This window comes from Kocuria salsicia, from assembly GCF_007681555.1.
Classification (GTDB): Bacteria; Actinomycetota; Actinomycetes; order Actinomycetales; family Micrococcaceae; genus Kocuria; species Kocuria salsicia.
The window spans coordinates 60,877-81,715 of sequence record NZ_VELE01000008.1 but is presented as its reverse complement, the minus strand read 5'-3'; the positions used below and the strand labels follow the sequence as shown (position 1 = coordinate 81,715).

The following is a 20,839-nucleotide window of genomic DNA, read 5'->3' as shown; positions in this document are numbered from 1 at the left end:
GCCGCGACGTGGGTATAGTTTCCGGCGAAATGATTTCGGGTGGCCTGTCCACCCGCCTGATGGAAGGACCCCCATGACGACCGTGACCACCGAGGAACTGCCCCTCGCCATCTCCTCCGAGGACGCCGAGCGCCTGTTCATCGACGCCCGCACCGCGAGCCACTTCACCGAGGATCCGGTGACCGAGGATGAGAAGCGGGCGATCTACGACCTCACCAAGATGGGCCCCACGGCGTTCAACTCGCAGCCCCTGCGCATCACCTGGGTGGAGACCCCCGAGGCCCGTGAGCGCCTGGTGCAGCACATGAGCGGCGGCAACCAGGAGAAGACCCGCCAGGCGCCGCTGACGGCGATCCTGTCCTACGACGAGAACTGGCACCAGCGCTTCCCCCAGTTCCTCCCCGCCGCCCCGCACCTGCAGGGCATGTACGACGAGAACGAGGACCTGCGCCTGACCAGCGGCAAGGCCAACTCCCACATCCAGGTGGGCTACTTCATCGTGGCCGCCCGCGCCGTGGGCCTGGCCGCCGGGCCCATGACCGGCTTCGATCCGATGGCTGTGGACGCCGAGTTCTTCGCCGGCACGGGCAAGCGCTCCATCGTGGTGGTCAACCTGGGTCACCCCGTCGCACCGGAGTACGATCGCAGCCCCCGTTTCGACATGGAGGACGTGGCCGAGACCCTCTGAGCCGAGGTCTCGTGAGGCACTGACACGACGCACCGTGGCCGGGGCCCGGTGGTGAGCCGAGGGGTTCGCCACCGGGCCCCGTTGCACATCCGGCCCCGCACGCCTGCTCACCCGCACCGCTCGGAACCCCGCGGACTACCGCGACGTCTCACCACTCGCACCCTGAGTCCTCGCCAGTTTCGCGAGCACCGGCAGGGCAGCGTCCAGCGAGTCCAGCTCGCGCGGAGAGAGTACGCACAGTGCGTCCGCCACCCTGTCGCTGCGCCGCTGGTCCTCGAGCGCGAGCTCCTTGAGCCCGTAGGGGGTGAGGCACACGAGGACGGCGCGGGCGTCCGTGGGGTCCGGGTCCCGGCGCACGTAGCCCGCCCTGCTCAGCCGGTCCACGCTCTGAGTCGCCGTGGAGACCCGCACGCCCATGTTCGCGGCGATGGTCGTGATCCGCAGGCCCCCGGGGCGCAGCATGGTCAGGAGGCTGATCTGCTGGCTCGTCAGCTCCCGGGTCCCTTCCATGCGCCGCAGGAAATACACGCTGTAGCGCATCACCTCCCGCAGCCGGTGTGCGCGCAGCACGGCCCGGGCGCGGTCGTCGTCGGGAGCGGGTCCGGGGGAAGCCATCATGGCTCCGTATTTTATCCTCGACGGGTGCGGGCCCGGCCCATGAGCGCTTCCTGCACCTCGTGCGCGTAGAGCTGAGCGCGTGGAAACCGACCGGTCCGGGCGCGGGGCTGCGGGGATACGACAGCATCGTGCAGGCGGCCACCGGGATCGCCGCGCGATGCGGCCGTACCGGGGAGGGGACGCGGCGCTGTGCCCCCTCCCCGGTGCGGGTGGACGGGCGGAAACCACCCGTCCACCCGCCGCTGACGTGGTGAAGCGATGGGCTCAGTCCCCGCGCAGCGCCTCCGCGAAGCGCCTGACACCCTCCCGGATCCGGGCCGGGGCCACGCCCGAGAAGGCGAGGCGTACGGCGTTGGAGTCCCGGCCGTCCATGTAGGACGCGGAGCCCGGCACGAGCACCACCCCGTGGGCCACCGCCTCCGCCAGGATGTCCCTGCCCCGCAGCTCCTCCGCGGTGACCCACGTGAAGAACCCGCCGCTCGGCGTCGTCCAGCTGGCCGTCTGTGGCATGTACTCGGTGAGAGCCTCGTTCATGGCCTCCCAGCGCTCCCGGTAGAGGGCCACGGCGCTGTCGAGCGCGGGTTCCCAGTGCTCCGAACCCACCCACGAGGTCACGAGGGACTGCGCCAGGTTGGACGGGTGGATCACCACGGACTCCCCGGCGATCTGCAGCCGCCCGCGCACCTCCGGGGGTGCGGCCATCCACCCGACCCGCAGGCCCGGGGCGAAGATCTTGGAGAAGCTGCCCAGGTGGATCACGTGCTCCGGGTCCATCCCGTGCATGGACGGCACCGGCTCACTGCGGTCGAAGGCGAGCAGCGCGTACGGATCGTCCTCCACGATCATCACGTCCCGCTGCGCGCACACCGCCACGAGCTCGCGACGGCGCTCCTCCGGCATGGTCACGCCGGTGGGGTTCTGGAAGCTCGGGATGACGTACACGAACGGCACCCGCCTGCCCTGGGCGGCGAGCGCGTCGAGGGCTTCCGCCACGGCGTCGGGAACGATCCCGTCCTCGTCCATGGCCACGTGCTGCACCTCGGCCTCGTACGCCCCGAACACGCCCAGCGCACCCACGTAGGTGGGGCCCTCCGCCAGGATCACGTCCCCGGGGTTGCAGTAGAGCTTGGTCACGAGGTCCAGCCCGGCCTGTGATCCGGTGGTGGGCAGGATGTCTGCACCGGTGACCGTGGAGCCACCGCGCGCCATGAGCTTCACCACGAGCTCGCGCAGCCCGTCCGTGCCGGCGCCGGATCCGTACTGCAGGATCTCCCCGGCGCGCCCGCGCAGCAGGAGGGACGCGATGTCCCCCACGGCGTCCGCGGGCAGCACGGAGAGGTCCGGGTTGCCGCCGGCCAGCGAGACCACGGACGGGTCCCGTGCCACCTCGAAGACGGCGCGGACCGGGGAGGGCCGGAACTCGTCCGCGCGGGACGCGAACCCCGTCACTTCGCGTCCCCGTAGCGCGCGCCCGAGATGCCGTACGCGGGGCCGTCCGGCGCGGCATCGGCGCCCAGGCTGATCAGGGAGAGCAGCTCGTAGACCACGTGCGCGGCGGCGATGCCCGTGAGCTCGGCGTGGTCGTAGGCGGGAGCCACCTCCACAACGTCGCACGCCACCACGTCCAGGCCCCGCAGCCCACGCAGGATCTCCAGCACCTCGCGGCTCGTGATGCCACCGGCCTCGGGCGTGCCCGTGCCGGGGGCGTGGGCGGGGTCCAGGACGTCGATGTCCAGGGAGATGTAGAGGGGGCGGTCGCCCACGCGCTCGCGCAGGGCCTCGACGACGGCGTCCACGCCGGAGCGCAGCACGTCCGCGGAGGAGACGATCTCGAAACCGAACCGGGAGTCGTCCTCGAGGTCCTGGGTGCCGTAGAGGGGCCCGCGGGTGCCCACGTGCATCACGGCGTCGGTGTCGATGATGCCCTCCTCGAACGCCCGCCGGAACGGGGTGCCGTGGGTGTACTCGGCCCCGAAGTAGGTGTCCCACGTGTCCAGGTGGGCGTCGAAGTGCAGCAGCGCCACCTTCCCGTGGCGCGAGTGCGCCGCGCGCAGCAGGGGCAGGGCGATGGTGTGGTCACCGCCGATCGCCACGATCTTGGTGTCCTCCCCCATCAGCTCCCTGGCGCCCTTCTCGATGGAGTCGATGGCCTCGCGGATGTCGAACGGGTTGCCCACGAGGTCCCCGGCGTCCGCGACCTGCAGGTTCGCGAACGGCGAGTGGTTCTGCGCGGGGTTGTAGGGGCGCAGCAGCCGCGAGGACTCGCGCACGTGGTTCGGCCCGAACCTCGCGCCCGGGCGGTAGGAGACCCCCGAGTCGAAGGGCACGCCCACCACGGCCACGTCCGTGTGCTCCACCTGGTCCGTGCGGGGCAGCCGTGCGAACGTGGCCGGCCCGGCCCACCGGGGTGTCAGCGCCGCGTCCACGGGCCCCACCCGCTCCTCGCCCGCCGCGTTCGTCTCGACAATGCGTTCCGGTTCCACCGTGTCTCCTTCCGCCCCGAGGATCGCCCGGGAAGCCCTTCCGCGGCCGACGGCGGGCCGCACGTCCCGCCGCACGGTGTCCGGCGCCGCCCGGCCGGGCCAGGGTGATATTTTTTGTGACCTGGTGCAAACCCTAGCGCCACATCTGCGTGCGCGGGCGATCCTGCCCGCCAGGCGAGCAGAGCCTCGCCGCGGCTCCGAGGAGATCCCCTGTGAACGTGTTCGTGATCGTGCTCTACCTGGCCGTGATGGTGGTGGTCGGGCTGTGGGCGGCACGCCGTGCACGCACCGCCACCGACTACCGCGTGGCCGGACGCCGCCTCGGAGCGGGGCTCTACACCTCCACGATGGCGGCGGTGGTCCTCGGTGGCGCCTCCACCGTGGGCGGAGTGGGGCTCGGCTACCAGTACGGCATCTCGGGGATGTGGCTCGTGGTCGCGATCGCAGTGGGGCTCGCCGTGCTGAGCCTGTTCTTCGCCGCGCGCATCCAGTCCCTGAAGGTCTTCACCGTCTCCCAGATGCTGCAGCTGCGCTACGGCGCGAAGGGCGGCGCCACGGCGTCGTCGTTCGTGATGCTCGCCTACACGCTCATGATCGCGGTGACCTCCACGGCCGCCTACGCGGCGATCTTCTCCGTGCTGTTCCCCATCTCGCGGCCCTGGGCCATCCTGCTGGGCGGTGCGGTGGTGATCGCCTACTCGGTGCTCGGCGGAATGTGGTCCATCACCCTGACGGACCTGATGCAGTTCCTCTTCATGACGGTGGGCATCTTCGCGATCCTCCTGCCCTTCTCGCTGGCCGCCGGCGGCGGCTGGTCCGGGATCCGCGAGCGGCTGGACGCCTCCTACTTCGCCGTCAGCTCCATGGGCTTCCAGGCGATCCTCACGCAGTTCGTGGTCTACGGCTTCGGCATGCTGATCGGGCAGGACATCTGGCAGCGCGTGTTCACGGCCCGCTCGCCCGGCGTCGCCCGCTGGGGTGGGCTCGTCTCCGCCACGTACGTGGCGCTCTACGGCGTCGCCGGCGCACTGATCGGCACCGCCGCGGCCGCCGTGCTGCCGAACCTCGCCGTCCCCGAGGAGGCGTTCGCCACCATGGCCCAGGAGCACGTGCCGGCGGGTCTCGGCGGGATCGTCCTCGCGGCCGGTGTGGCCGCCATGATGTCCACGGCCTCCGGGGCCACGATCGCCGCAGCCACGGTGGCGCGCGTGGACGTGGTCCCCACCCTCCTAGGCCTGTTCGGAGCCCCCGACGACGACATCGCCCGCGCCCGCTCCGAGGACGCGTCCGTCCTCAAGGACCGCGTCTACGTGGTGGTGGTCGGCCTGGTCATCACGGTGATGTCCATGCTGGTCAGCTCCACGGTCACGGCCCTGACCATCGCGTACGACCTGCTGGTGGGCGGCCTGCTCGTCGCCGTGCTGGGCGGTCTGCTGTGGAAGCGGGGCACCGCGGCGGGTGCCATGTGGTCGATGGCCGCGGGCGTCGTCGCCACCGTGGTGGGCATGGTGGTCTACGGCGTGCTCGCCAACGCACCCATCTACATGGGACTGCTCGCCTCTGCCGTCGTCTTCGTGGCCGTCTCGCTCGCCACGAAGCCCACCACGCCGGAGATCAGTCAGGAATGGAACCGTCGGATTCAGGAGTCCAAGGCATGAGCACCGAAAGCACCATCACCACGGCACCCGAGACCCCCGGGGCCGGCGCGGACGTCACACGCCCGGAGCGCACCGTGGCCACCGCGGTGCTGGAGACGCTGCGCGGCTACGGGATTGACACCGTGTTCGGCATCCCCGGCACCCACTCGCTCGAGTTCTACCGGCCGCTGCGCTCGCTGGGAATCCGTGCGATCACCACACGCCACGAGCAGGGCGCGTCCTACGGCGCGGACGGCTGGTCCCAGGTGCGCGGGCTGCCTGGGGTGGTCATCACCACGTCCGGACCCGGCCTGCTCAACTCCCTGTCCGGCGCGGCGACCGCCTACGCAGAGTCCCGGCCCATGATCCTGCTCTCCCCCGGGCGCCCCGTGGGCCACGACTTCCGGGACATCGGCTCCTTGCACGAGACCAAGAATCCCTCCGCCGCCGTGAACGCGATCGTAGGCGTCTCTCGGCGCGTGACCTCGGGGGCCGAGGCCGTGACCATGATCCACGACGCCATGCGGGACTTCGCACACTCGCGCCCGCGGCCCATCCACATCGAGATCCCGCTGGACATCCTCGAGACCGCGGCGGACGTCCCCGAGTCGGCCACCGCACCGCGCCCCCTCGGTGAGCCCACGCCCGCCCCGGAGCACGACATCGCCGCGGCCGTCGAGGCGCTGGCGGCCAGTGAGCGCCCGGTCATCCTGGCCGGCGGAGGCTCGCTCGCTGCCGGACCGCGGCTGCTGGAGCTGGCCGAGCTGCTCGAGGCCCCGGTGATCACCACGACCAACGGCAAGGGCGCGATCCCGGAGAAGCACCGGCTGTCCCTGGGCGCGGACCTGCGGCTGAGCACCGCCCACGAGTTCATGCGCTCAGCGGACGCACTGCTCGTGATCGGATCCAAGGTGGGCGAGGCCGAGCTGTGGGGCGGGGACATCACCCCGCAGGGCCCGATCGTTCGCGTGGACATCATGCGCGACCAGATGCTGTGCAATCTTTCCCCGGACGTGGAGGTCCCCGGCAACGCCGCCGCCGTCGTCCCCCAGCTGCTGGACGGGCTGCGCGCCGCGGCTGCCGACGCCGCACCGCGCCCGGAGCGGGACCTGCGCTCGGTGTTCGAGGCGATGGACGAGGAGGGCCGGCGTTGGGCCCCGGACCTCGCGGCGCTCAACGAGACGATCATGGAGGTGGTCCCGGACGACACCATCCTGGCCGGGGACTCCTCGCAGGTGACGTACATGGGCTCCACCACGTTCTTCCGCGCACCCCAGCCACACTCGCTGCTGTACATGGGCACGTACGCCACGCTCGGCTACGGGCTGCCCGCGGCGGTGGGTGCCAAGCTCGCCGCGCCCGAGCGCCCGGTGGTGTGCCTGGTGGGGGACGGCGCCCTCATGTTCTCCATCCAGGAGCTCATGACCGCCGTGGAGCTGAACCTGGACCTGCCCGTGATCTGCGTGGACAACGGCGGCTACGGGGAGATCCGGCAGAACATGCTGGACCGGGACATCGACCCCCTGGCCGTTGACCTCGCGCAGCCGGACTGGGTGAAGCTCGCGGAGGGTTTCGGCGCCACCGGGTTCCCCGCCACCATGGACACCCTCGCGGAGACCGTGCAGAAGGCCCTCGCCACGAAGGGCCCGAGCCTGGTGCACCTGAAGATCTGAGAGCTGGCGCTGCCCCGTGCCCACCTCCCGCCCCGGGCGGGTTTGCTGGGTGGCGGACATGTCGCGCCCCAAATGTTGTCCCCGGATGGGGTGGGTGATCGGGCGGGCCGGGCTCACCTGCGGGGTCCATCCTTGGCGTCCGTCCCCGCGGGCCAGACGGTGGAGACCCATGCCCGCGCCTCCCGGGAGTGACGCAGGCGCACCACGCGCAGGTGCGGGGCCGTCTCCGCCAGGGTGGGAATGCGCTCCCGGTAGCTGTGACGGCTCGCGACCGCCCAGCGGATGATGTGCTCCGGATCCGTGAAGAGAGTACGGAGCGACCCCTCCGTGTTGCCGTTCCACAGCTTCTGGCGGCTCAGGCTGCGCCGCACGGTCCGCCGGACGACGCGTGGGAAGGTCACGGTCCAGAACGGGAAGTCGAGCCACAGCAGGGTGTCGGCGCGTTCGGCGAGAGCCGGCCGTGCGGCGTCGTACTGCCACTCGGTGACCCACGAACCGCCCGCCGCCAGGCGCGCGACGTCCGCCGAGAACTCGGGGCGCGGAATCCAGCCGGGGCCGTGGAACAGGGCGTCGATCTCGGTGTGCGGGATGCCGGAGCACTGCTCGATCTCACGGCACAGGGTGGTCTTGCCGACGCCGCTCACCCCGGCCACGAGGATCCGGCATGGTGAGGGCGGGGCGGCGGTCATGGGGCGAGCCTATGCCGTTGCGAACATACTGCGCAGCCCACGGGGCTCAGCGGATCGACCACGCAGGCCGACCCGCCGAGGGGATCGCTGGGGTGCGTCCAGGAAGAGGTGCCAGGTGATCTCCAGCTCGTCGTACTCGCTGGGGCGCAGAACCCACTCGCCGAGCTCGTAGTTGCGTGCCTCAGGCAGGGCGGCGAGGACCGGCGAGTGCGTGCAGAGAACCACCCCGCGCACGAGCTGCGGACGGTCGCCGGGTCCAGACTCGGTCACCCGGGTCCGGTGCAGCACCTGGTCCCGCGCGCCGCCGTCCACGCTGAGACCGAACTGCCGCCACGGCCTCCACCAGGGTGGGCGTCCCCGCCCCGTTCTCACCCACCCGGACGGTCAGCGGCCCGAGGTTGAGGCCCTCGTCCAGCACCTGCCGCACCGCGGGAACAGTGGCCGGCCACTCTGCGCGCGGCAGCGAGTTCAGGCCGTGCTCCTCGATCCGGCCGCACGGGCAGGCATGAGAACGAGCGGCTGTTCATGTCCCCAGGCCAACGACGCCCGCAGGACCCCCCGCCGTTGAACATCTGGGGCAGGACATGCCCGCCCCGCGGCGCGTTCCCTGGGCAAGTTGTGCCTCAGATGTTCTGCGCACCCGTGCGGGGCGCCTGCTCCTGACCTCGGGGCATTGACGGGGTGGGCCGCATCACATACCGTACTCAGAACACAGATATATCAGTGATCGACAAAACCCTTCGCCACCACCGGAACCGTCCGGCCAGCACCCCCCTTCGGGAAAGAACGTCACCATGGCACAGACCGCGTCACCCTCCACGCAGCTGGACACCGTCGAGACCAGGAGCTCGTTGCGCATCCTCACGTACGCCGGAGCGATCGTCGCGTTCCTGATCGGGTCCGGCTTCGCAACCGGCCAGGAGATCCTGCAGTACTTCACCTCCTACGGCTACTGGGGCGTCTTCGGCACGGGCCTGGTAGTCCTGGTGCTGATCACCTACGTGGCCGTGGAGTTCCTGACCACAGGCCACCGCGAGAAGTTCGACCGGCCGTCGCTGATCTTCCGCTACTACTGCGGCCGCCACCTGGGAGTGTTCTTCGACTACTTCTCCGTTCTGTTCGTATTCCTGAGCTTCACTGTCATGGTGGCCGGGGCGGGCGCTGTGTTCCAGGAGCACTACGGACTGTCCAAGTACGTGGGCGGGATCGGGCTTGCCGCCGTGGTGGGACTGACCGTGTGGTTCGGCCTGGACCGGCTGGTGGACGTGATCGGCAAGATCGGCCCGCTGATCGTCGTGATAGCGATCGTCCTGGGGATCCTGGGCATCATTCGCAACCCGGGCGGGATCGCCGACGGCAACGCGTTGCTGCCGGAACTGGACCTCACCCGCGCGTCGAGCAACTGGGTGCTGGCGGGGCTGTCCTATGTGGGCTTCTGCATGCTGTGGCTCGCCGCGTTCCTCACCGCACTGGGCAGGACCGCACACAGCCGCGGCGAGGCCCACTCCGGTGCGGTGCTCGGCGGGGTCTCCTTCTCCGTGGCCTGCATGGTCGTGGGCCTGGGCCTGCTGGCGAACATCGAGGCGGTCAACGGCACGGAGATTCCCATGCTCGTGCTCGCCTCGGATCTCGGTCCGGTGGTCGCCTCGTGCTTCTCACTCATCATCCTCGCAGGCATCTACACCACGGCGGTGCCGTTGCTGTGGACCGTCTCCTCCCGGTTCTTCCCAGAGAAGTCCCTGCCCTTCAAGTACCTCACCCTCGCACTCGCAGCGATCGGCACCCTGGTGGGTCTCGTGCTGCCGTTCTCGCTGATGGTCAACATCGTCTACGTGGTCAACGGCTACGTGGGCATCCTGCTGCTGACCCTGATGCTCGTGAAGTCCCTGACCCGCACCGCGCGCACCCGCCGCGCCTGACCCAACCGCAGGACGTCCACGACGTCGTCCACCCCCATCCCGGGGAACCGCACCCGACCCTCAACACCGAAACGGAGCACCACATGGCCGATCTGCTCCCGGAGCACCCGGACTTCCTCTGGCACAACCCGGACCCGAAGCCGTCCTACGACGCTGTCATCGTGGGTGGCGGCGGGCACGGGCTGGCCACCGCGTACTACCTGGCGAAGAACCACGGCATGACCAACATCGCGGTGCTCGAGCGGGGGTGGCTCGCGGGCGGGAACATGGCGCGCAACACCACGATCATCCGCTCGAACTACCTGTGGGACGAGTCCGCGGCCATGTACGAGCACTCTCTGAAGCTGTGGGAGGGGCTGCCGGAAGAGCTGGAGTACGACTTCCTGTTCTCCCAGCGCGGCGTCATGAACCTGGCTCACACCCTGCAGGACGTCCGCGAGTCGGTGCGCCGGGTCAACGCGAACAAGCTCAACGGGATCGACGCCGAGTGGATCACACCGGAACAGGTCAAGGAGCTCTGCCCGATCATCAACACGTCGGACGAGCTGCGCTATCCGGTCATGGGCGCCACGTACCAGCCGCGCGCGGGGATCGCCAAGCACGACCACGTGGCGTGGGCGTTCGCGCGAAAGTGCGACCAGATGGGTGTGGACATCATCCAGAACTGCGAGGTCACCGGCTTCGTCAAGGACGGCGAGCGCGTGGTGGCGGTGGAGACCTCCCGCGGTCGGATCAACGCCGGCAAGGTGGGGCTGTGCGGGGCGGGGCACTCCTCGGTGCTCGCGGAGCTCGCGGGCTTCCGCCTGCCGATCCAGTCCCACCCGCTGCAGGCGCTCGTCTCGGAGCTCCACGAGCCTGTCCACCCCACGGTGGTGATGTCCAACCACGTGCACGTGTACGTCTCCCAGGCGCACAAGGGCGAGCTGGTGATGGGTGCGGGCGTGGACGCCTACAACGGCTACGGCCAGCGCGGGGCGTTCCACGTGGTGGAGGAGCAGATGGCAGCGGCCGTGGAGCTGTTCCCGATCTTCGCCCGGGCGCACGTGCTGCGCACGTGGGGCGGGATCGTGGACGTCACCTTGGACGCCTCCCCGATCGTGTCCAAGACACCGGTGGACCAGATGTACGTGAACTGCGGCTGGGGCACGGGCGGCTTCAAGGGCACCCCGGGGGCAGGCTTCGCCTTCGCGCACACGATCGCCACCGACGAGCCCCACCCTCTCAACGAGCCGTTCTGCCTGGAACGCTTCGAGACGGGTGTCCTGATCGACGAGCACGGCGCCGCCGCCGTGGCCCACTGACCGTGCACACGCCGCTGTCACCCGGAGGAGACGACCCACGATGCTGCTGATCGAATGCCCCTACTGCGGCCCACGCGACGAGACCGAGTACCACTACGGCGGGGAGGCCCACGTGCCGTACCCCGAGGATCCGTTCGAACTGACGGACCGCCAGTGGGCGGAGTACCTCTTCTACCGCAGCAACCCCAAGGGTCTGCTCAAGGAGCGGTGGGTCCACACGGTGGGCTGCCGCCGCTGGTTCAACGCGGTGCGTGACACCGCAACGTACGAGATCACCGCCGTCTACCGCATGGGCGAGACCGCTCCCGGAGGTTCCCGATGAACGCCCCCTTCCGCCTTCCCACCGACCGATGGACCGCCACGGGTGTGAACCGCGACGCCGCTCTCACCGTCCGCCTGGACGACCGGGAGGTCCCGGCGCACCCCGGTGACACGGTGGCCTCCGCGCTGCTCGCCCAGGGCCGGATCCGCTGCGGGGACTCGATGTACCTGGGTCGCCCGCGTGGGGTCCTCACGGCGGGGGTAGAGGAGCCCAACGCCCTGGTGAAGGTGGCCCCGCGCACCGCAGCCGACGTTGCCGAGTCCATGCTCCCGGCCACCACGGTGGAGCTCACGGACGGGCTGCGCGCCGAGTACCTGCGCGGACTCGGCCAGCTGGACCCGGCCAGGGACGAGGCCTGCTACGACGCGAAGTACGTACACACGGACGTGCTCGTGGTTGGTGCCGGGCCTGCGGGGCTGGCCGCGGCGCGCCAGGCCGCGGAGTCCGGGGCCCGGGTGGTGCTCATGGACGAGCAGACGCTGCCCGGCGGCGCGCTGCTCTCCGGTCGTGAGGAGACCGTGGACGGGGTGCCGGGGTGGCAGTGGGCCGCCCGGGTCGAGGCGGAGCTGCTGGAGAACCCCGAGGTCACGGTGCTGCGGCGCACCACCGCGTTCGGCAACTACGACAGCAACTACGTGGTGGCCGTCCAGCGCCGCACGGACCACCTCGCCGAACCCGCCGGCTCGGGCGTCTCCCGGGAGCGGATCTGGCACGTCCGTGCCCGCCAGGTGGTCCTGGCCACCGGCGCCCACGAGCGCCCGGTGGTCTTCGCGAACAACGACCGCCCCGGGATCATGCTCGCCGGCGCGGTGCGCACCTACCTCAACCGCTTCGCCGTGGCGGCCGGCCGAGGTGTGGTCGTGGCCACCACGAACGACTCCGCCTATGCGCTCGTGGAGGACCTGCACGCGGCGGGGATCGATGTCGCCGCCGTGGCGGACAGCCGTCCCGAACCGGGCGACGCCGCCGCGCGCACCGCGCAGGCCACGGGCGTGCGGGTGCTGGCGGGCAGCACCGTCGTGGACACCCTCGGTGAGGGCGAGGACGGGCGGGTGAGCGGCGTCGTCGTCAGCCCGATCGACGAGGACGCCCGGCCCACCGGCCCCTACGAGACCCTGGACGCGGACCTGCTCGCCGTGGCCGGCGGGTGGAGCCCCGTGGTGCACCTGCACAGCCAGCGCCAGGGCAGGCTGGAGTGGAGCGAGGAGATCGCCGGTTTCGTGCCAGTGCCCAGTGTCCGGAACCAGCAGTGCGCCGGTGCCCTGGCGGGGACCCTGGACCTGCTTGGCTGCCTGACCGAGGGTGCGACCGCCGGTGCGCAGGCCGCGCAGAGCGCCGGCTTCGACGCCGCGGTGCACGTGCCCGCGGCCACGCCCGAGCGGATCGCCCCGGCCCGCCCCCTGTGGCTCGTGCCGCGCACCGCGGACGCGGAGCAGGATTGGGACCGCCACTTCGTGGACCTGCAACGGGACCAGACCGTCGCGGACGTGCTGCGCTCGGTGGGCGCGGGCATGCGCTCGGTGGAGCACATCAAGCGCTACACCTCCATCTCCACCGCCAACGACCAGGGCAAGACGTCCGCGGTCAACGCCATCGGTGTGATCGCCCAGGCGCTGAGGACGGGTGACGTGGCAGGGATCGGAACCACCACCTACCGCGCCCCGTACACGCCCGTGGCGTTCGCCGCGCTGGCCGGGCGCCGCCAGGGCGAGCTGTTCGATCCCGCCCGGCTGACCTCGATCCACCCGTGGCACGTGGCCCACGGCGCACTGTTCGAGGACGTGGGCCAGTGGAAGCGCCCGTGGTACTACCCGCAGCCCGGGGAGGACATGGACACCGCCGTGCTGCGCGAGTGCGCCGCCGTGCGCACCGGGGTGGGGTTCATGGACGCCACCACGCTCGGCAAGATCGAGATCCGGGGCAGGGACGCCGGTGAGTTCCTCAACCGCGTGTACACCAACGCGTTCAAGAAGCTGAAGCCCGGCATGGGCCGCTACGGCGTGATGTGCACCCCGGACGGGATGGTTTTCGACGACGGTGTGACCCTGCGCCTGGACGAGGAGCGCTACCTGATGACCACCACCACGGGCGGGGCCGCAAAGGTCCTGGAGTGGCTCGAGGAGTGGTCGCAGACCGAGTGGCCCGAGCTGGACGTGCTCTTCACCTCCGTGACCGAACAGTGGACCACGGTGGCCGTGGCCGGCCCGAAGTCCCGGGATGTCATCGCAAAACTGGCCCCGGATCTGGACGTCTCCCAGGACGCGTTCCCGTTCATGGCGTTCCGCGAGACGGTGCTCGCCTCCGGGATCCCCGCACGAATCTGCCGGATCTCGTTCTCCGGGGAACTGGCCTTCGAGGTCAACGTGGCCGGGTGGTACGGGCTCTGCGTGTGGGAGCAGGTCTTCGAGGCCGGCCAGGAGTTCGGGGTCACCCCGTACGGCACGGAGACCATGCACGTGCTGCGCGCGGAGAAAGCGTTCCCCATCGTCGGCCAGGACACGGACGGCACCGTGACCCCGCAGGACCTCGGCATGGAGTGGGTGGTGTCCAAGACCAAGGACTTCATCGGCAAGCGCTCCTACGCCCGCGCCGACACCAGCCGCGAGGACCGCAAGCAGCTCGTGGGGGTGCTGCCCGTGGATCCCTCGTTCCGGTTGCCGGAGGGTGCCCAACTGATTACTGCGGGCACGCCCGTGACCCCCGAGCAGGGCCCCGTGCCCATGGAGGGCCACGTGACCTCCAGCTACCGCAGCGCCGCACTCGAGCGCACGTTCGGCCTCGCACTGGTCAGGAACGGCCGGCAGCGCATCGGGGAGACACTCCAGGCACCGCTGGACGGGCGGCTCGTGGACGTTGTGCTCGCCGACCCCGTCCTCTACGACCCCGAAGGGAACCGCCGAGATGGCTGAGACCGAGACGACCAGCACCCGTACCCCGGGCATCACTGCCCTGCGGCACAGCTCTCTGGAGCAGTGGGCCGGCGCGATGCGCGAGGGCTCCGTAGCCGGGCCCAGGGGCGTGTCCCTGCGCGAGATCCCGTTCCTGACCATGGTCGGGCTCCGGGCAGCACCCGGCGGCGCCGACGCCGAGGCGCTGTGCGACGTCGTGGGACGCCCCCTACCCTCGCGCGCGGGGGCTGTGAGCGGGGACCCCGCGGACATCGCGGTGCTGTGGCAGGGACCGGACGAGTTCCTGGCGGTGGGGTCGGACGAGACCGTGGTCCCGCCCGCCCTCACCGCAGATACCACGACGACGTCGCCGTCCCCGACCGCCGACGCACCGGAACCGGACCGCTCGGCTCTTCCCACGCTGTCCACGAGCCCGCTGGCCCAGCGCCTTGCGGACGCCCTCGTGGCGTCGGGCGGGCCCGGACAGGTGGTGGACCTCTCGGCCAACCGCACCACTCTCGAGCTGAGCGGGCCCTCCGCGCGGGCCGTGCTCGAGAAGGGCTGCCCGGTGGACCTTCACCCGCGGGCCTTCCCCGTGGGTTCGGCGGTGTCCACAACCCTCGCCCTGGTCCAGGTGCTGCTGTGGCGCACCGGGGAGCAGACGTGGCGGATCATGCCGCGCGCTTCGTTCGCGCAGTTCACCGCCCAGTGGCTGCTGGACGCCATGACCGAGTTCGCCTCACCCGAGGTCGCCTGAGCGGACTTGCCAGCCCGGGGGCCGCCCGGAGGGGCGCGCCCGGGTCGGCGTTGCGGACCCCACGCACAGGGACTCCGCCCGCCAGAACCCGCGCCGCTTCCCTGCAGGACAGACCACCACCGCCCCGGCACCCGGCCACCCCGTCGGGTGCCGGAACCGACCGACGGCACGGACGCCGTCGGGCCAGGACACCGCGCCACCCCCGCGCCACCCCGAGGAGACCCACCATGGTTGCCCAGCCCACGTCCTCCACGCCCGGACCCGCACCAGCACCGGGCAGCACCGAGCCCGCCGCGAACGGCCTGGAACTCGTGCTGACCCTCAACTGCCCCGAGCAGCTGGGGATCGTGCACGCGGTCAGCGGTGTGCTGCTGGAGCACGGCGCCAACATCGTGGAGCTCGCCCAGTTCGACGACCGACGCGTGGGCCGCTTCTTCATGCGCGTCCACGTGGCGCCAGGCGCGGACCGGCCCCTGGACGAGACCGCCCTGCGCACGGATCTGGCACCGGTGGCCGAACGCTTCGACATGCGCTGGGAGCTGCACCGCCACAAGGAGACGCGGCGGGTGCTCGTGATGGTCTCCAGGTTCGGCCACTGCCTCAACGATCTGCTGTTCCGGGCGCGCACTGGAGAGCTGCCGGTGGAGATCGTGGCGGTGGTCTCCAACCACCTCGACCACCAACGGCTCGTGGAGTGGCACGGCATCCCGTTCTTCCACGTGCCCGTCACCAAGGACACCAAACCGGAAGCCGAGACCCGGCTGCTGGACCTCGTGGACCGTTTCGAGGTGGACCTGGTGGTGCTGGCCCGGTACATGCAGGTGCTCAGCGACTCCCTGGCCACCCGCATGGAGGGCCGGGTCATCAACATCCACCACTCGTTCCTGCCGTCCTTCAAGGGCGCCAAGCCGTACCACCAGGCGTACGAGCGTGGTGTGAAGACCGTGGGTGCCACCGCCCACTACGTGAACGCGGAGCTGGACGAGGGCCCGATCATCACCCAGCAGGTGGTGGAGGTGAACCACGCCTACGGGCCCGAGGACCTGGTGGCTGCCGGACGTGACACCGAGTGCAAGGCCCTCTCGGACGCCGTCCGCTGGCACTGCGAGGGGCGTGTGATCCTGCACGGTGCCAAGACAGTGGTGCTGCGCTGAGGCGCCGCCGCGGCGTCGGCCCGCACGCGGTGGGGCGCGGGGTCGTGGGGCCCGGCGCGTTGGGCGCGGGCCCCCGGGCCGACGACGTCGCCCCCGCGCCTGCCCCGCGCGCCGGCGGCGAGTGCCGCGTCCCTCGAGACCATCCCAGCGCGGGCGCTGCCCCCCACACTCCGCAGGCCCGTGCGACGCCGTTCAGTAGAGTGTCTCGCGGACCGGCGCCTTTCGGCCCCGCCCGTTCGACCCGAAAGCACGGTGATTCCCGCATGACCGCGACCCCCTCCGCCTCCCCCGCCGCGGACGACAACCAGCTCTCCCTGGCCGACCGTGCTTTCCTTCGACTGCGGGACCGGTTGATCTTCCTGGACATCGTGCCGGGGATGCCGCTGAACGAGGCGCGGCTCTCGGTGGAGCTGGGTGTGGGGCGCACCCCGCTGCGAGAGGCCATCAAGCGGCTGGACTCCGAGCACCTGGTGGTCACCTATCCCCGCCGGGGGACGTTCGCCACCACCGTGGACATCACCGCGCTCTCGGAGATCTCGCAGGTGCGCGAGGTGCTGGAGCCACTCGCTGCGAAGCTCGCCGCGCAGCGCCGGGGCGGCCGGGAGCGTGACGAGCTTGAGACCCTCGCGCGGGAACTGGACGCGCTGGGTGCGGACGAGCTGGAGCGGGACGGCGCCCTGCGCTGGGACAACCGCGTCCACCGGGCGGTGTACACCGCGGCCGGCAACGCCCACCTGCAGGACACCCTCGAGCGCTACAGCAACCTGGCCACCCGCATCTGGTGCGTGGCTGCGGACCGGATGCCGCAGCTGCAGGGCCACGTGGAGGAGCACGCCACCCTGCTGCGCGCGGTCCTGGACGGGGACCCGGACACCGCGCAGGCGGTCATGCTGCACCACGTGCGGGACTTCGAGGAGCACATCCGCCAGGTGCTCTGAGCGGGCCCGTCCTGTGGTGACGGGCGTGCGGCTCCGTAGAATCGGGGCATGACGTCGCGCCCCGGTCTCCCCGCCCCGGGTCACTGCGACGCCCCGGGAAACCTCGCCGGCGAGGAGCACGTAGTGCCCCTGTCAGCCGACCGCTTCATCTGCATCCGGGAGGACGGCCCGGCACAGGGCTCACCCCTGGTCCTCATCACCGGCCTGGGCTTCGACCTCACCACCTGGCCCGAATCCCTCGTGCAGGGCCTGATGGAGCGGGGCCACCGGGTGATCCGCCTCGACAACCGGGACGAGGGCCGGTCCTTCCGCGCGAGCGCTCCCCCTCCCACCGCCCGGCAGCTGCTGACGGGGGCCCTGCCCGCCGGGCAGTACACGGTGGAGGACATGGCCCAGGACGTGGCGGACGCTCTCCACACACTGGGCATCGACCGCGCGGACGTGCTGGGCTTCTCGCTGGGCGGGATGGTCGCGCAGTCCCTGGCCGCCCACCACCCGGGGCGGGTGCGGCGGCTGGTCTCGCTGTGCTCCACCACGGGGGACCCGTCCGTGGGCACGGTGGCCACCTCCACCGCCGCGATGCTCGCCCTGCCGGGAGCGAGGACCCGCCGAACGTACGTGCGTGCGCGCATGGTCATGTCCCGCCACCTCGCAGGCCCGGGCTTCCCCGTGGACCCTGCCCACGAACGTCGGCTCGCCGAGATCCACTGGGACCGCAACCTGGACCCTCGCCACGGGGCCGCCGGGATGCGCCGCCAGATCGGTGCGATCCGCGCCTCCGGGGACCGGACCGAGGCGCTGGGCGAGATCACCGCGCCCACGCTCGTGCTCCACGGGGACAGAGACAGGATTGTGCGCCCGGACGGCGGCCCCGCAACGGCCCGGGCCATCCCGGGAGCCCGGTTCGTGACGGTCCCCGGCATGGGCCACCAGGTGCACCCCCTGGCCGTACCACGGCTGCTCCCCCTGGTCCTGGACCACCTGGGCTGAACATCCCTGCCCGCACGCGCCACGGGGCCCTGCGCAGGACCCTTTTCACGCTCCTGGCCGGTCTGCTGGTGGTCTTCGTATTCGTCGTCGGGCTCTCCTGGCTCATGCCGAGCCACCTCCACGGCGTGGAGCACCTCTGGTTCTCGTTCCGCAGCGTCACAGGCCTCTCCCTGCCCCACGGCCTCTCCGACAGCCCCCCGGCCCCACTGGCTCGCGACCCTCGGCGTGCTGGGCTCCGTCGACTTCCACTCCGTGCGGCAGTTCACGCGGTCCGCGCGGCGCTGCCAGGTGATCGGCTCGGCGTGTGTCGTCTCCGCATCCGAGGCAGGCGCCCGGGCGGACGTGGACGCCGGCCTGCGGGCCCGGCCGCTGGGCGACGAGGCCGCCCGGCACCCGTGAGCGGGGGGGGGCGGGCGGCGTCGTCGTTCTGGAGAGCACCGGACCTCAGTCCGCGGCGTACTCCTGGCCCGTGAGCGTCTCCACGGCCAGGCGACCCAGCGCGTTGGAGGCGAGCGGGCTGTCGCCGGTGAGCAGGCCGCGGTCGCGGTGGACCTGCCCTGTCATGTCGTCGTTGACCACGGTGAGCCCGGCGCGGGTGAGCTCCTCGGCGACGAGCCACTTCATGCGGCCCGGGAGGTAGCCGATCTCGATGTTGGGCCCGGAGTCCAGGGCATCGGGGAACACGGTCACGGCGTAGCCGTCGAAGAGATTCCTGCCGTCCTCGCCCACGGCCGAGAGCAGCGCGGCGGGTCCGTGACACAGGGTGATCACGGGGCGGTCGTTCTCCAGTGCCCAGGCGAGCACACGGCCCACCTCGGGGCTGTCCGCGAGGTTGATCGTGGCACCGTGGCCGCCGGGGATGAACACGGCGGCGTAGTCGCTGTCCCCGTCCAGCCCGTCGGCGATCTCCGGCAGGGCCCGGGGACGCTCGAACTGCGGCCGCAGCTCCTCCCACGCCTGCTGCACGGCGTCGTCCTTCTCGGGCATGGCCCACAGCTCGAACTTGGCAAGGTTCCCGGAAAGGGTGGCCACGTCCACGTCGTACCCGGCGGCGCGCAGGTGCATGAGCGGCAGCAGGGTCTCCACCGGGTGGTTGCCCGTGGAGAAGTAGATGTCGTCCTGCAGCGGCAGGTAGCGCTCGTCCGTGAGGACGGTCAGGACCTTGTGCGGACCGGACGGGGCGGCGGGAACACCTGCGGCGCCGTCGAAGTTCGTGGTGGGTGCCACGTACTGACCCAGCGAGTACTCGGACGGGAAGTAGGCGTTGTGCTCGGCGCTGTCGCGCACCGGTTTCTTGGAAGCCATGCGATCACCTCTCGGTCGCGGGGGCGGTGCCCCGGCAACGGCGTCACGCCGGGTGCGTACGCGAATGGGTCGCGGGGCACTGCGTGACGAGGACGCCACCGAGCCTACGCCGGGACCCCGCGGCCCCCGGTAACCCGCTGACCGCCCACGGCCCCGTCCGCGGGGCCCGGTCCCTGCCGCACCCGCCCGCTGCGCAGGACGACGACGGCGAGCACCGAGCCTGCCGCGCCCACCACCACGAGCGGGACAGTGAGCAGCGTGACGATCTGGATCAACGGTGGGGCCGCCGCGCAGACCAGCGCGACCAGCACCAGTGCGCTCGGCAGGCTGCGCTCCCGCCCGCCCCACGGCTCCACCGAAGCCGTCTCCGCGCGCCGTAGCACCGCCGCGACGAGCATCACGGCCACCCAGCACACCACCGCCAGCGGGATCCGCAGCAGCCACCACCCAGCGGAACCGGGTGCGGGGTCCCAGCCGCCAGCGAAGAACCACACGGCCATGACCGCCACGACCACGGGCAGGTGCCACAGGTAGACGGTCATGACGCGGGTGCCGATCAGGTGCGCGACCACCCGGGCCGGACGCCGGGTCATCAGCCGCCGCAGCGCCGGGGAGAACACCTCCAGCAGGCACGCCTGAGCGAAGCCCAGGACCACCATGCAGACCGTGGGCGGGTTGAGATCGGTGAGCATGTCCGGCGCGTAGGGGCCCGCCGCCACGCACACCCCGAGCAGCGCGAACGACGCCGCAGCGAGCGCCACGAGAAGCCCCCGAGAGCGTGCCGCGAACCAGCCGTCCGCGCGGAAGAAGCCGAACTGCTGCACGAGCGGCCACACGAACACCATGTTCAGCAGCCCCCACCACCGCTCCCCGCTGGCCGCGCTGAGCAGGTCCACGATCACGGCACAGCACAGCAGGAACCAGCACCACACCCACCCCATACGCTCGTGCAATGCCAGGAACGTGGGAGTGAGCGCCTGGCAGATCAGGTACGCGGCGAGGAACCACAGCGCCATGCCCACCCCGGACAGCGCGAAGGTCACCAGTTCGTACGGCGCTCCCGCCGCGAGCGCGGCCCCGGCCACCAGGGCCAGCGCGCACCACAGCACGGCGGCCGGCTGCACGAGCCGCAGGGCACGCTCGCGCACGTACTCCGCGGGGTCCATGCCCTGCGCCCGACGACGCCGCCACGCCCCGGCCGCTGCCGTTCCGCCCACAACGAAGAACAGGGGCATGATCTGGAAGATCCAGGTGGCCCACCAGTACCAGGGCTGCTGGGTGGGCACGAGCACGGAGCGGATCTCCCCGGTGGCGGGGTCTGCGGTGAGGGTGACCATGAGGATGTGGATGCACACCACGGCGATCACGCAGCCCACGCGGGCGGCGTCCACGGCGGGGTCGCGCTCGACGGCGGGCGCTCCCGGCGGCCGGGGCGTCCCGGCAGCGGTGAGATCGTGCTGCATGAGGCTCACTCTAG

Annotated in this window: 19 protein-coding genes and 1 pseudogene; 13 read left to right on the top strand and 7 right to left on the bottom strand. The window is 71.2% G+C overall.

Annotation, left to right across the window (positions count from 1 at the left end):
- Positions 1-73: 73 nt before the first annotated feature.
- On the top strand, positions 74-688 hold the full coding sequence (locus FS770_RS10785; protein ID WP_094393379.1) for a malonic semialdehyde reductase: 615 nt from the start codon (positions 74-76) through the stop codon (positions 686-688).
- Between the two features lie 135 nt (positions 689-823).
- Here FS770_RS10785 and FS770_RS10780 read toward each other — a convergent pair whose 3' ends face one another.
- The 3 genes from FS770_RS10780 to speB all read right to left on the bottom strand — a co-directional run bounded on the left by FS770_RS10780 (position 824) and on the right by speB (position 3,789).
- The gene (locus tag FS770_RS10780) at positions 824-1,306 is read right to left on the bottom strand and encodes a MarR family winged helix-turn-helix transcriptional regulator (RefSeq protein WP_145011750.1); all 483 of its coding nucleotides are present in this window, start codon (positions 1,304-1,306) and stop codon (positions 824-826) included.
- A 264-nt stretch (positions 1,307-1,570) separates the two neighbouring features.
- Entirely contained in the window at positions 1,571-2,755 is a 1,185-nt protein-coding gene (locus tag FS770_RS10770; RefSeq protein WP_145011745.1) for an aminotransferase-like domain-containing protein, read from the bottom strand.
- The gene (gene speB / locus FS770_RS10765) at positions 2,752-3,789 is read right to left on the bottom strand and encodes an agmatinase (protein ID WP_144943218.1); all 1,038 of its coding nucleotides are present in this window, start codon (positions 3,787-3,789) and stop codon (positions 2,752-2,754) included. The genes FS770_RS10770 and speB overlap by 4 nt, the downstream gene beginning before the upstream one ends.
- 212 nt (positions 3,790-4,001) lie before the next feature.
- Here speB and FS770_RS10760 point away from each other — a divergent pair, with 212 nt between their 5' ends.
- Both FS770_RS10760 and FS770_RS10755 read left to right on the top strand, forming a co-directional pair.
- Complete coding sequence (locus tag FS770_RS10760) at positions 4,002-5,447, top strand: sodium:solute symporter family protein (protein WP_145011743.1); 1,446 nt, start codon at positions 4,002-4,004, stop codon at positions 5,445-5,447.
- Positions 5,444-7,099, top strand: a complete 1,656-nt coding sequence (locus FS770_RS10755) for a thiamine pyrophosphate-binding protein (protein ID WP_144943216.1) — start codon at positions 5,444-5,446, stop codon at positions 7,097-7,099. The genes FS770_RS10760 and FS770_RS10755 overlap by 4 nt, the downstream gene beginning before the upstream one ends.
- Before the next feature lie 113 nt (positions 7,100-7,212).
- On the opposite strand, the gene FS770_RS10750 is transcribed toward FS770_RS10755, so the two are convergent.
- Together FS770_RS10750 and FS770_RS13790 are read right to left on the bottom strand one after the other, a co-directional pair.
- On the bottom strand, positions 7,213-7,788 hold the full coding sequence (locus FS770_RS10750) for a P-loop NTPase family protein (protein WP_145011740.1): 576 nt from the start codon (positions 7,786-7,788) through the stop codon (positions 7,213-7,215).
- A gap of 9 nt (positions 7,789-7,797) precedes the next feature.
- The gene (locus FS770_RS13790; protein ID WP_186366758.1) at positions 7,798-8,100 is read right to left on the bottom strand and encodes a hypothetical protein; all 303 of its coding nucleotides are present in this window, start codon (positions 8,098-8,100) and stop codon (positions 7,798-7,800) included.
- A gap of 482 nt (positions 8,101-8,582) precedes the next feature.
- Between FS770_RS13790 and FS770_RS10740 the strand changes: the two genes are divergently transcribed.
- The 10 genes and pseudogenes from FS770_RS10740 to FS770_RS14135 all read left to right on the top strand — a co-directional run bounded on the left by FS770_RS10740 (position 8,583) and on the right by FS770_RS14135 (position 18,456).
- Positions 8,583-9,707, top strand: a complete 1,125-nt coding sequence (locus FS770_RS10740) for a YkvI family membrane protein (protein WP_144943213.1) — start codon at positions 8,583-8,585, stop codon at positions 9,705-9,707.
- Positions 9,708-9,790: 83 nt separating this feature from the next.
- On the top strand, positions 9,791-11,008 hold the full coding sequence (locus FS770_RS10735) for a sarcosine oxidase subunit beta family protein (protein WP_144943212.1): 1,218 nt from the start codon (positions 9,791-9,793) through the stop codon (positions 11,006-11,008).
- A 40-nt stretch (positions 11,009-11,048) separates the two neighbouring features.
- Complete coding sequence (locus FS770_RS10730) at positions 11,049-11,330, top strand: sarcosine oxidase subunit delta (RefSeq protein ID WP_055085251.1); 282 nt, start codon at positions 11,049-11,051, stop codon at positions 11,328-11,330.
- The gene (locus tag FS770_RS10725) at positions 11,327-14,239 is read left to right on the top strand and encodes a sarcosine oxidase subunit alpha family protein (protein ID WP_144943211.1); all 2,913 of its coding nucleotides are present in this window, start codon (positions 11,327-11,329) and stop codon (positions 14,237-14,239) included. The genes FS770_RS10730 and FS770_RS10725 overlap by 4 nt, the downstream gene beginning before the upstream one ends.
- Entirely contained in the window at positions 14,232-14,975 is a 744-nt protein-coding gene (locus FS770_RS10720; RefSeq protein ID WP_145011737.1) for a sarcosine oxidase subunit gamma, read from the top strand. The genes FS770_RS10725 and FS770_RS10720 overlap by 8 nt, the downstream gene beginning before the upstream one ends.
- A gap of 227 nt (positions 14,976-15,202) precedes the next feature.
- A complete protein-coding gene (gene purU / locus FS770_RS10715) occupies positions 15,203-16,129 on the top strand; it encodes a formyltetrahydrofolate deformylase (RefSeq protein WP_145011734.1) in 927 nt (308 codons plus the stop codon).
- A 263-nt stretch (positions 16,130-16,392) separates the two neighbouring features.
- Positions 16,393-17,067, top strand: coding sequence for a GntR family transcriptional regulator (locus FS770_RS10710; RefSeq protein ID WP_094393366.1), 675 nt, complete (start codon positions 16,393-16,395; stop codon positions 17,065-17,067).
- Positions 17,068-17,115: 48 nt separating this feature from the next.
- Positions 17,116-18,057, top strand: a complete 942-nt coding sequence (locus FS770_RS10705; RefSeq protein WP_145011731.1) for an alpha/beta fold hydrolase — start codon at positions 17,116-17,118, stop codon at positions 18,055-18,057.
- Positions 18,054-18,170, top strand: a pseudogene (locus tag FS770_RS14140) (hypothetical protein); the annotation flags it as partial. The gene FS770_RS10705 and the pseudogene FS770_RS14140, both read left to right, overlap by 4 nt.
- Positions 18,171-18,282: 112 nt before the next feature.
- The gene (locus FS770_RS14135) at positions 18,283-18,456 is read left to right on the top strand and encodes a hypothetical protein (protein ID WP_244944882.1); all 174 of its coding nucleotides are present in this window, start codon (positions 18,283-18,285) and stop codon (positions 18,454-18,456) included.
- Positions 18,457-18,501: 45 nt separating this feature from the next.
- On the opposite strand, the gene hchA is transcribed toward FS770_RS14135, so the two are convergent.
- Positions 18,502-19,362 (bottom strand): glyoxalase III HchA, encoded by an 861-nt coding sequence (gene hchA / locus FS770_RS10695; RefSeq protein ID WP_094393364.1) that lies wholly within the window; start codon positions 19,360-19,362, stop codon positions 18,502-18,504.
- Positions 19,363-19,466: 104 nt separating this feature from the next.
- Entirely contained in the window at positions 19,467-20,825 is a 1,359-nt protein-coding gene (locus tag FS770_RS10690) for an acyltransferase family protein (protein ID WP_145011728.1), read from the bottom strand.
- Positions 20,826-20,839 lie beyond the last annotated feature (14 nt).

Coding starts and splice junctions, on each gene's coding strand:
- hchA (WP_094393364.1), bottom strand. CDS start 19,362: ATGGCTTCCAAGAAACCGGTGCGCGACAGCGCCGAGCACAACGCCTAC.
- FS770_RS10755 (WP_144943216.1), top strand. CDS start 5,444: ATGAGCACCGAAAGCACCATCACCACGGCACCCGAGACCCCCGGGGCC.
- purU (WP_145011734.1), top strand. CDS start 15,203: ATGGTTGCCCAGCCCACGTCCTCCACGCCCGGACCCGCACCAGCACCG.
- FS770_RS10780 (WP_145011750.1), bottom strand. CDS start 1,306: ATGATGGCTTCCCCCGGACCCGCTCCCGACGACGACCGCGCCCGGGCC.
- FS770_RS10740 (WP_144943213.1), top strand. CDS start 8,583: ATGGCACAGACCGCGTCACCCTCCACGCAGCTGGACACCGTCGAGACC.
- FS770_RS10730 (WP_055085251.1), top strand. CDS start 11,049: ATGCTGCTGATCGAATGCCCCTACTGCGGCCCACGCGACGAGACCGAG.
- FS770_RS10750 (WP_145011740.1), bottom strand. CDS start 7,788: ATGACCGCCGCCCCGCCCTCACCATGCCGGATCCTCGTGGCCGGGGTG.
- FS770_RS10725 (WP_144943211.1), top strand. CDS start 11,327: ATGAACGCCCCCTTCCGCCTTCCCACCGACCGATGGACCGCCACGGGT.
- FS770_RS10720 (WP_145011737.1), top strand. CDS start 14,232: ATGGCTGAGACCGAGACGACCAGCACCCGTACCCCGGGCATCACTGCC.
- FS770_RS10705 (WP_145011731.1), top strand. CDS start 17,116: ATGACGTCGCGCCCCGGTCTCCCCGCCCCGGGTCACTGCGACGCCCCG.
- FS770_RS10785 (WP_094393379.1), top strand. CDS start 74: ATGACGACCGTGACCACCGAGGAACTGCCCCTCGCCATCTCCTCCGAG.
- FS770_RS10710 (WP_094393366.1), top strand. CDS start 16,393: ATGACCGCGACCCCCTCCGCCTCCCCCGCCGCGGACGACAACCAGCTC.
- FS770_RS10735 (WP_144943212.1), top strand. CDS start 9,791: ATGGCCGATCTGCTCCCGGAGCACCCGGACTTCCTCTGGCACAACCCG.
- FS770_RS10690 (WP_145011728.1), bottom strand. CDS start 20,825: ATGCAGCACGATCTCACCGCTGCCGGGACGCCCCGGCCGCCGGGAGCG.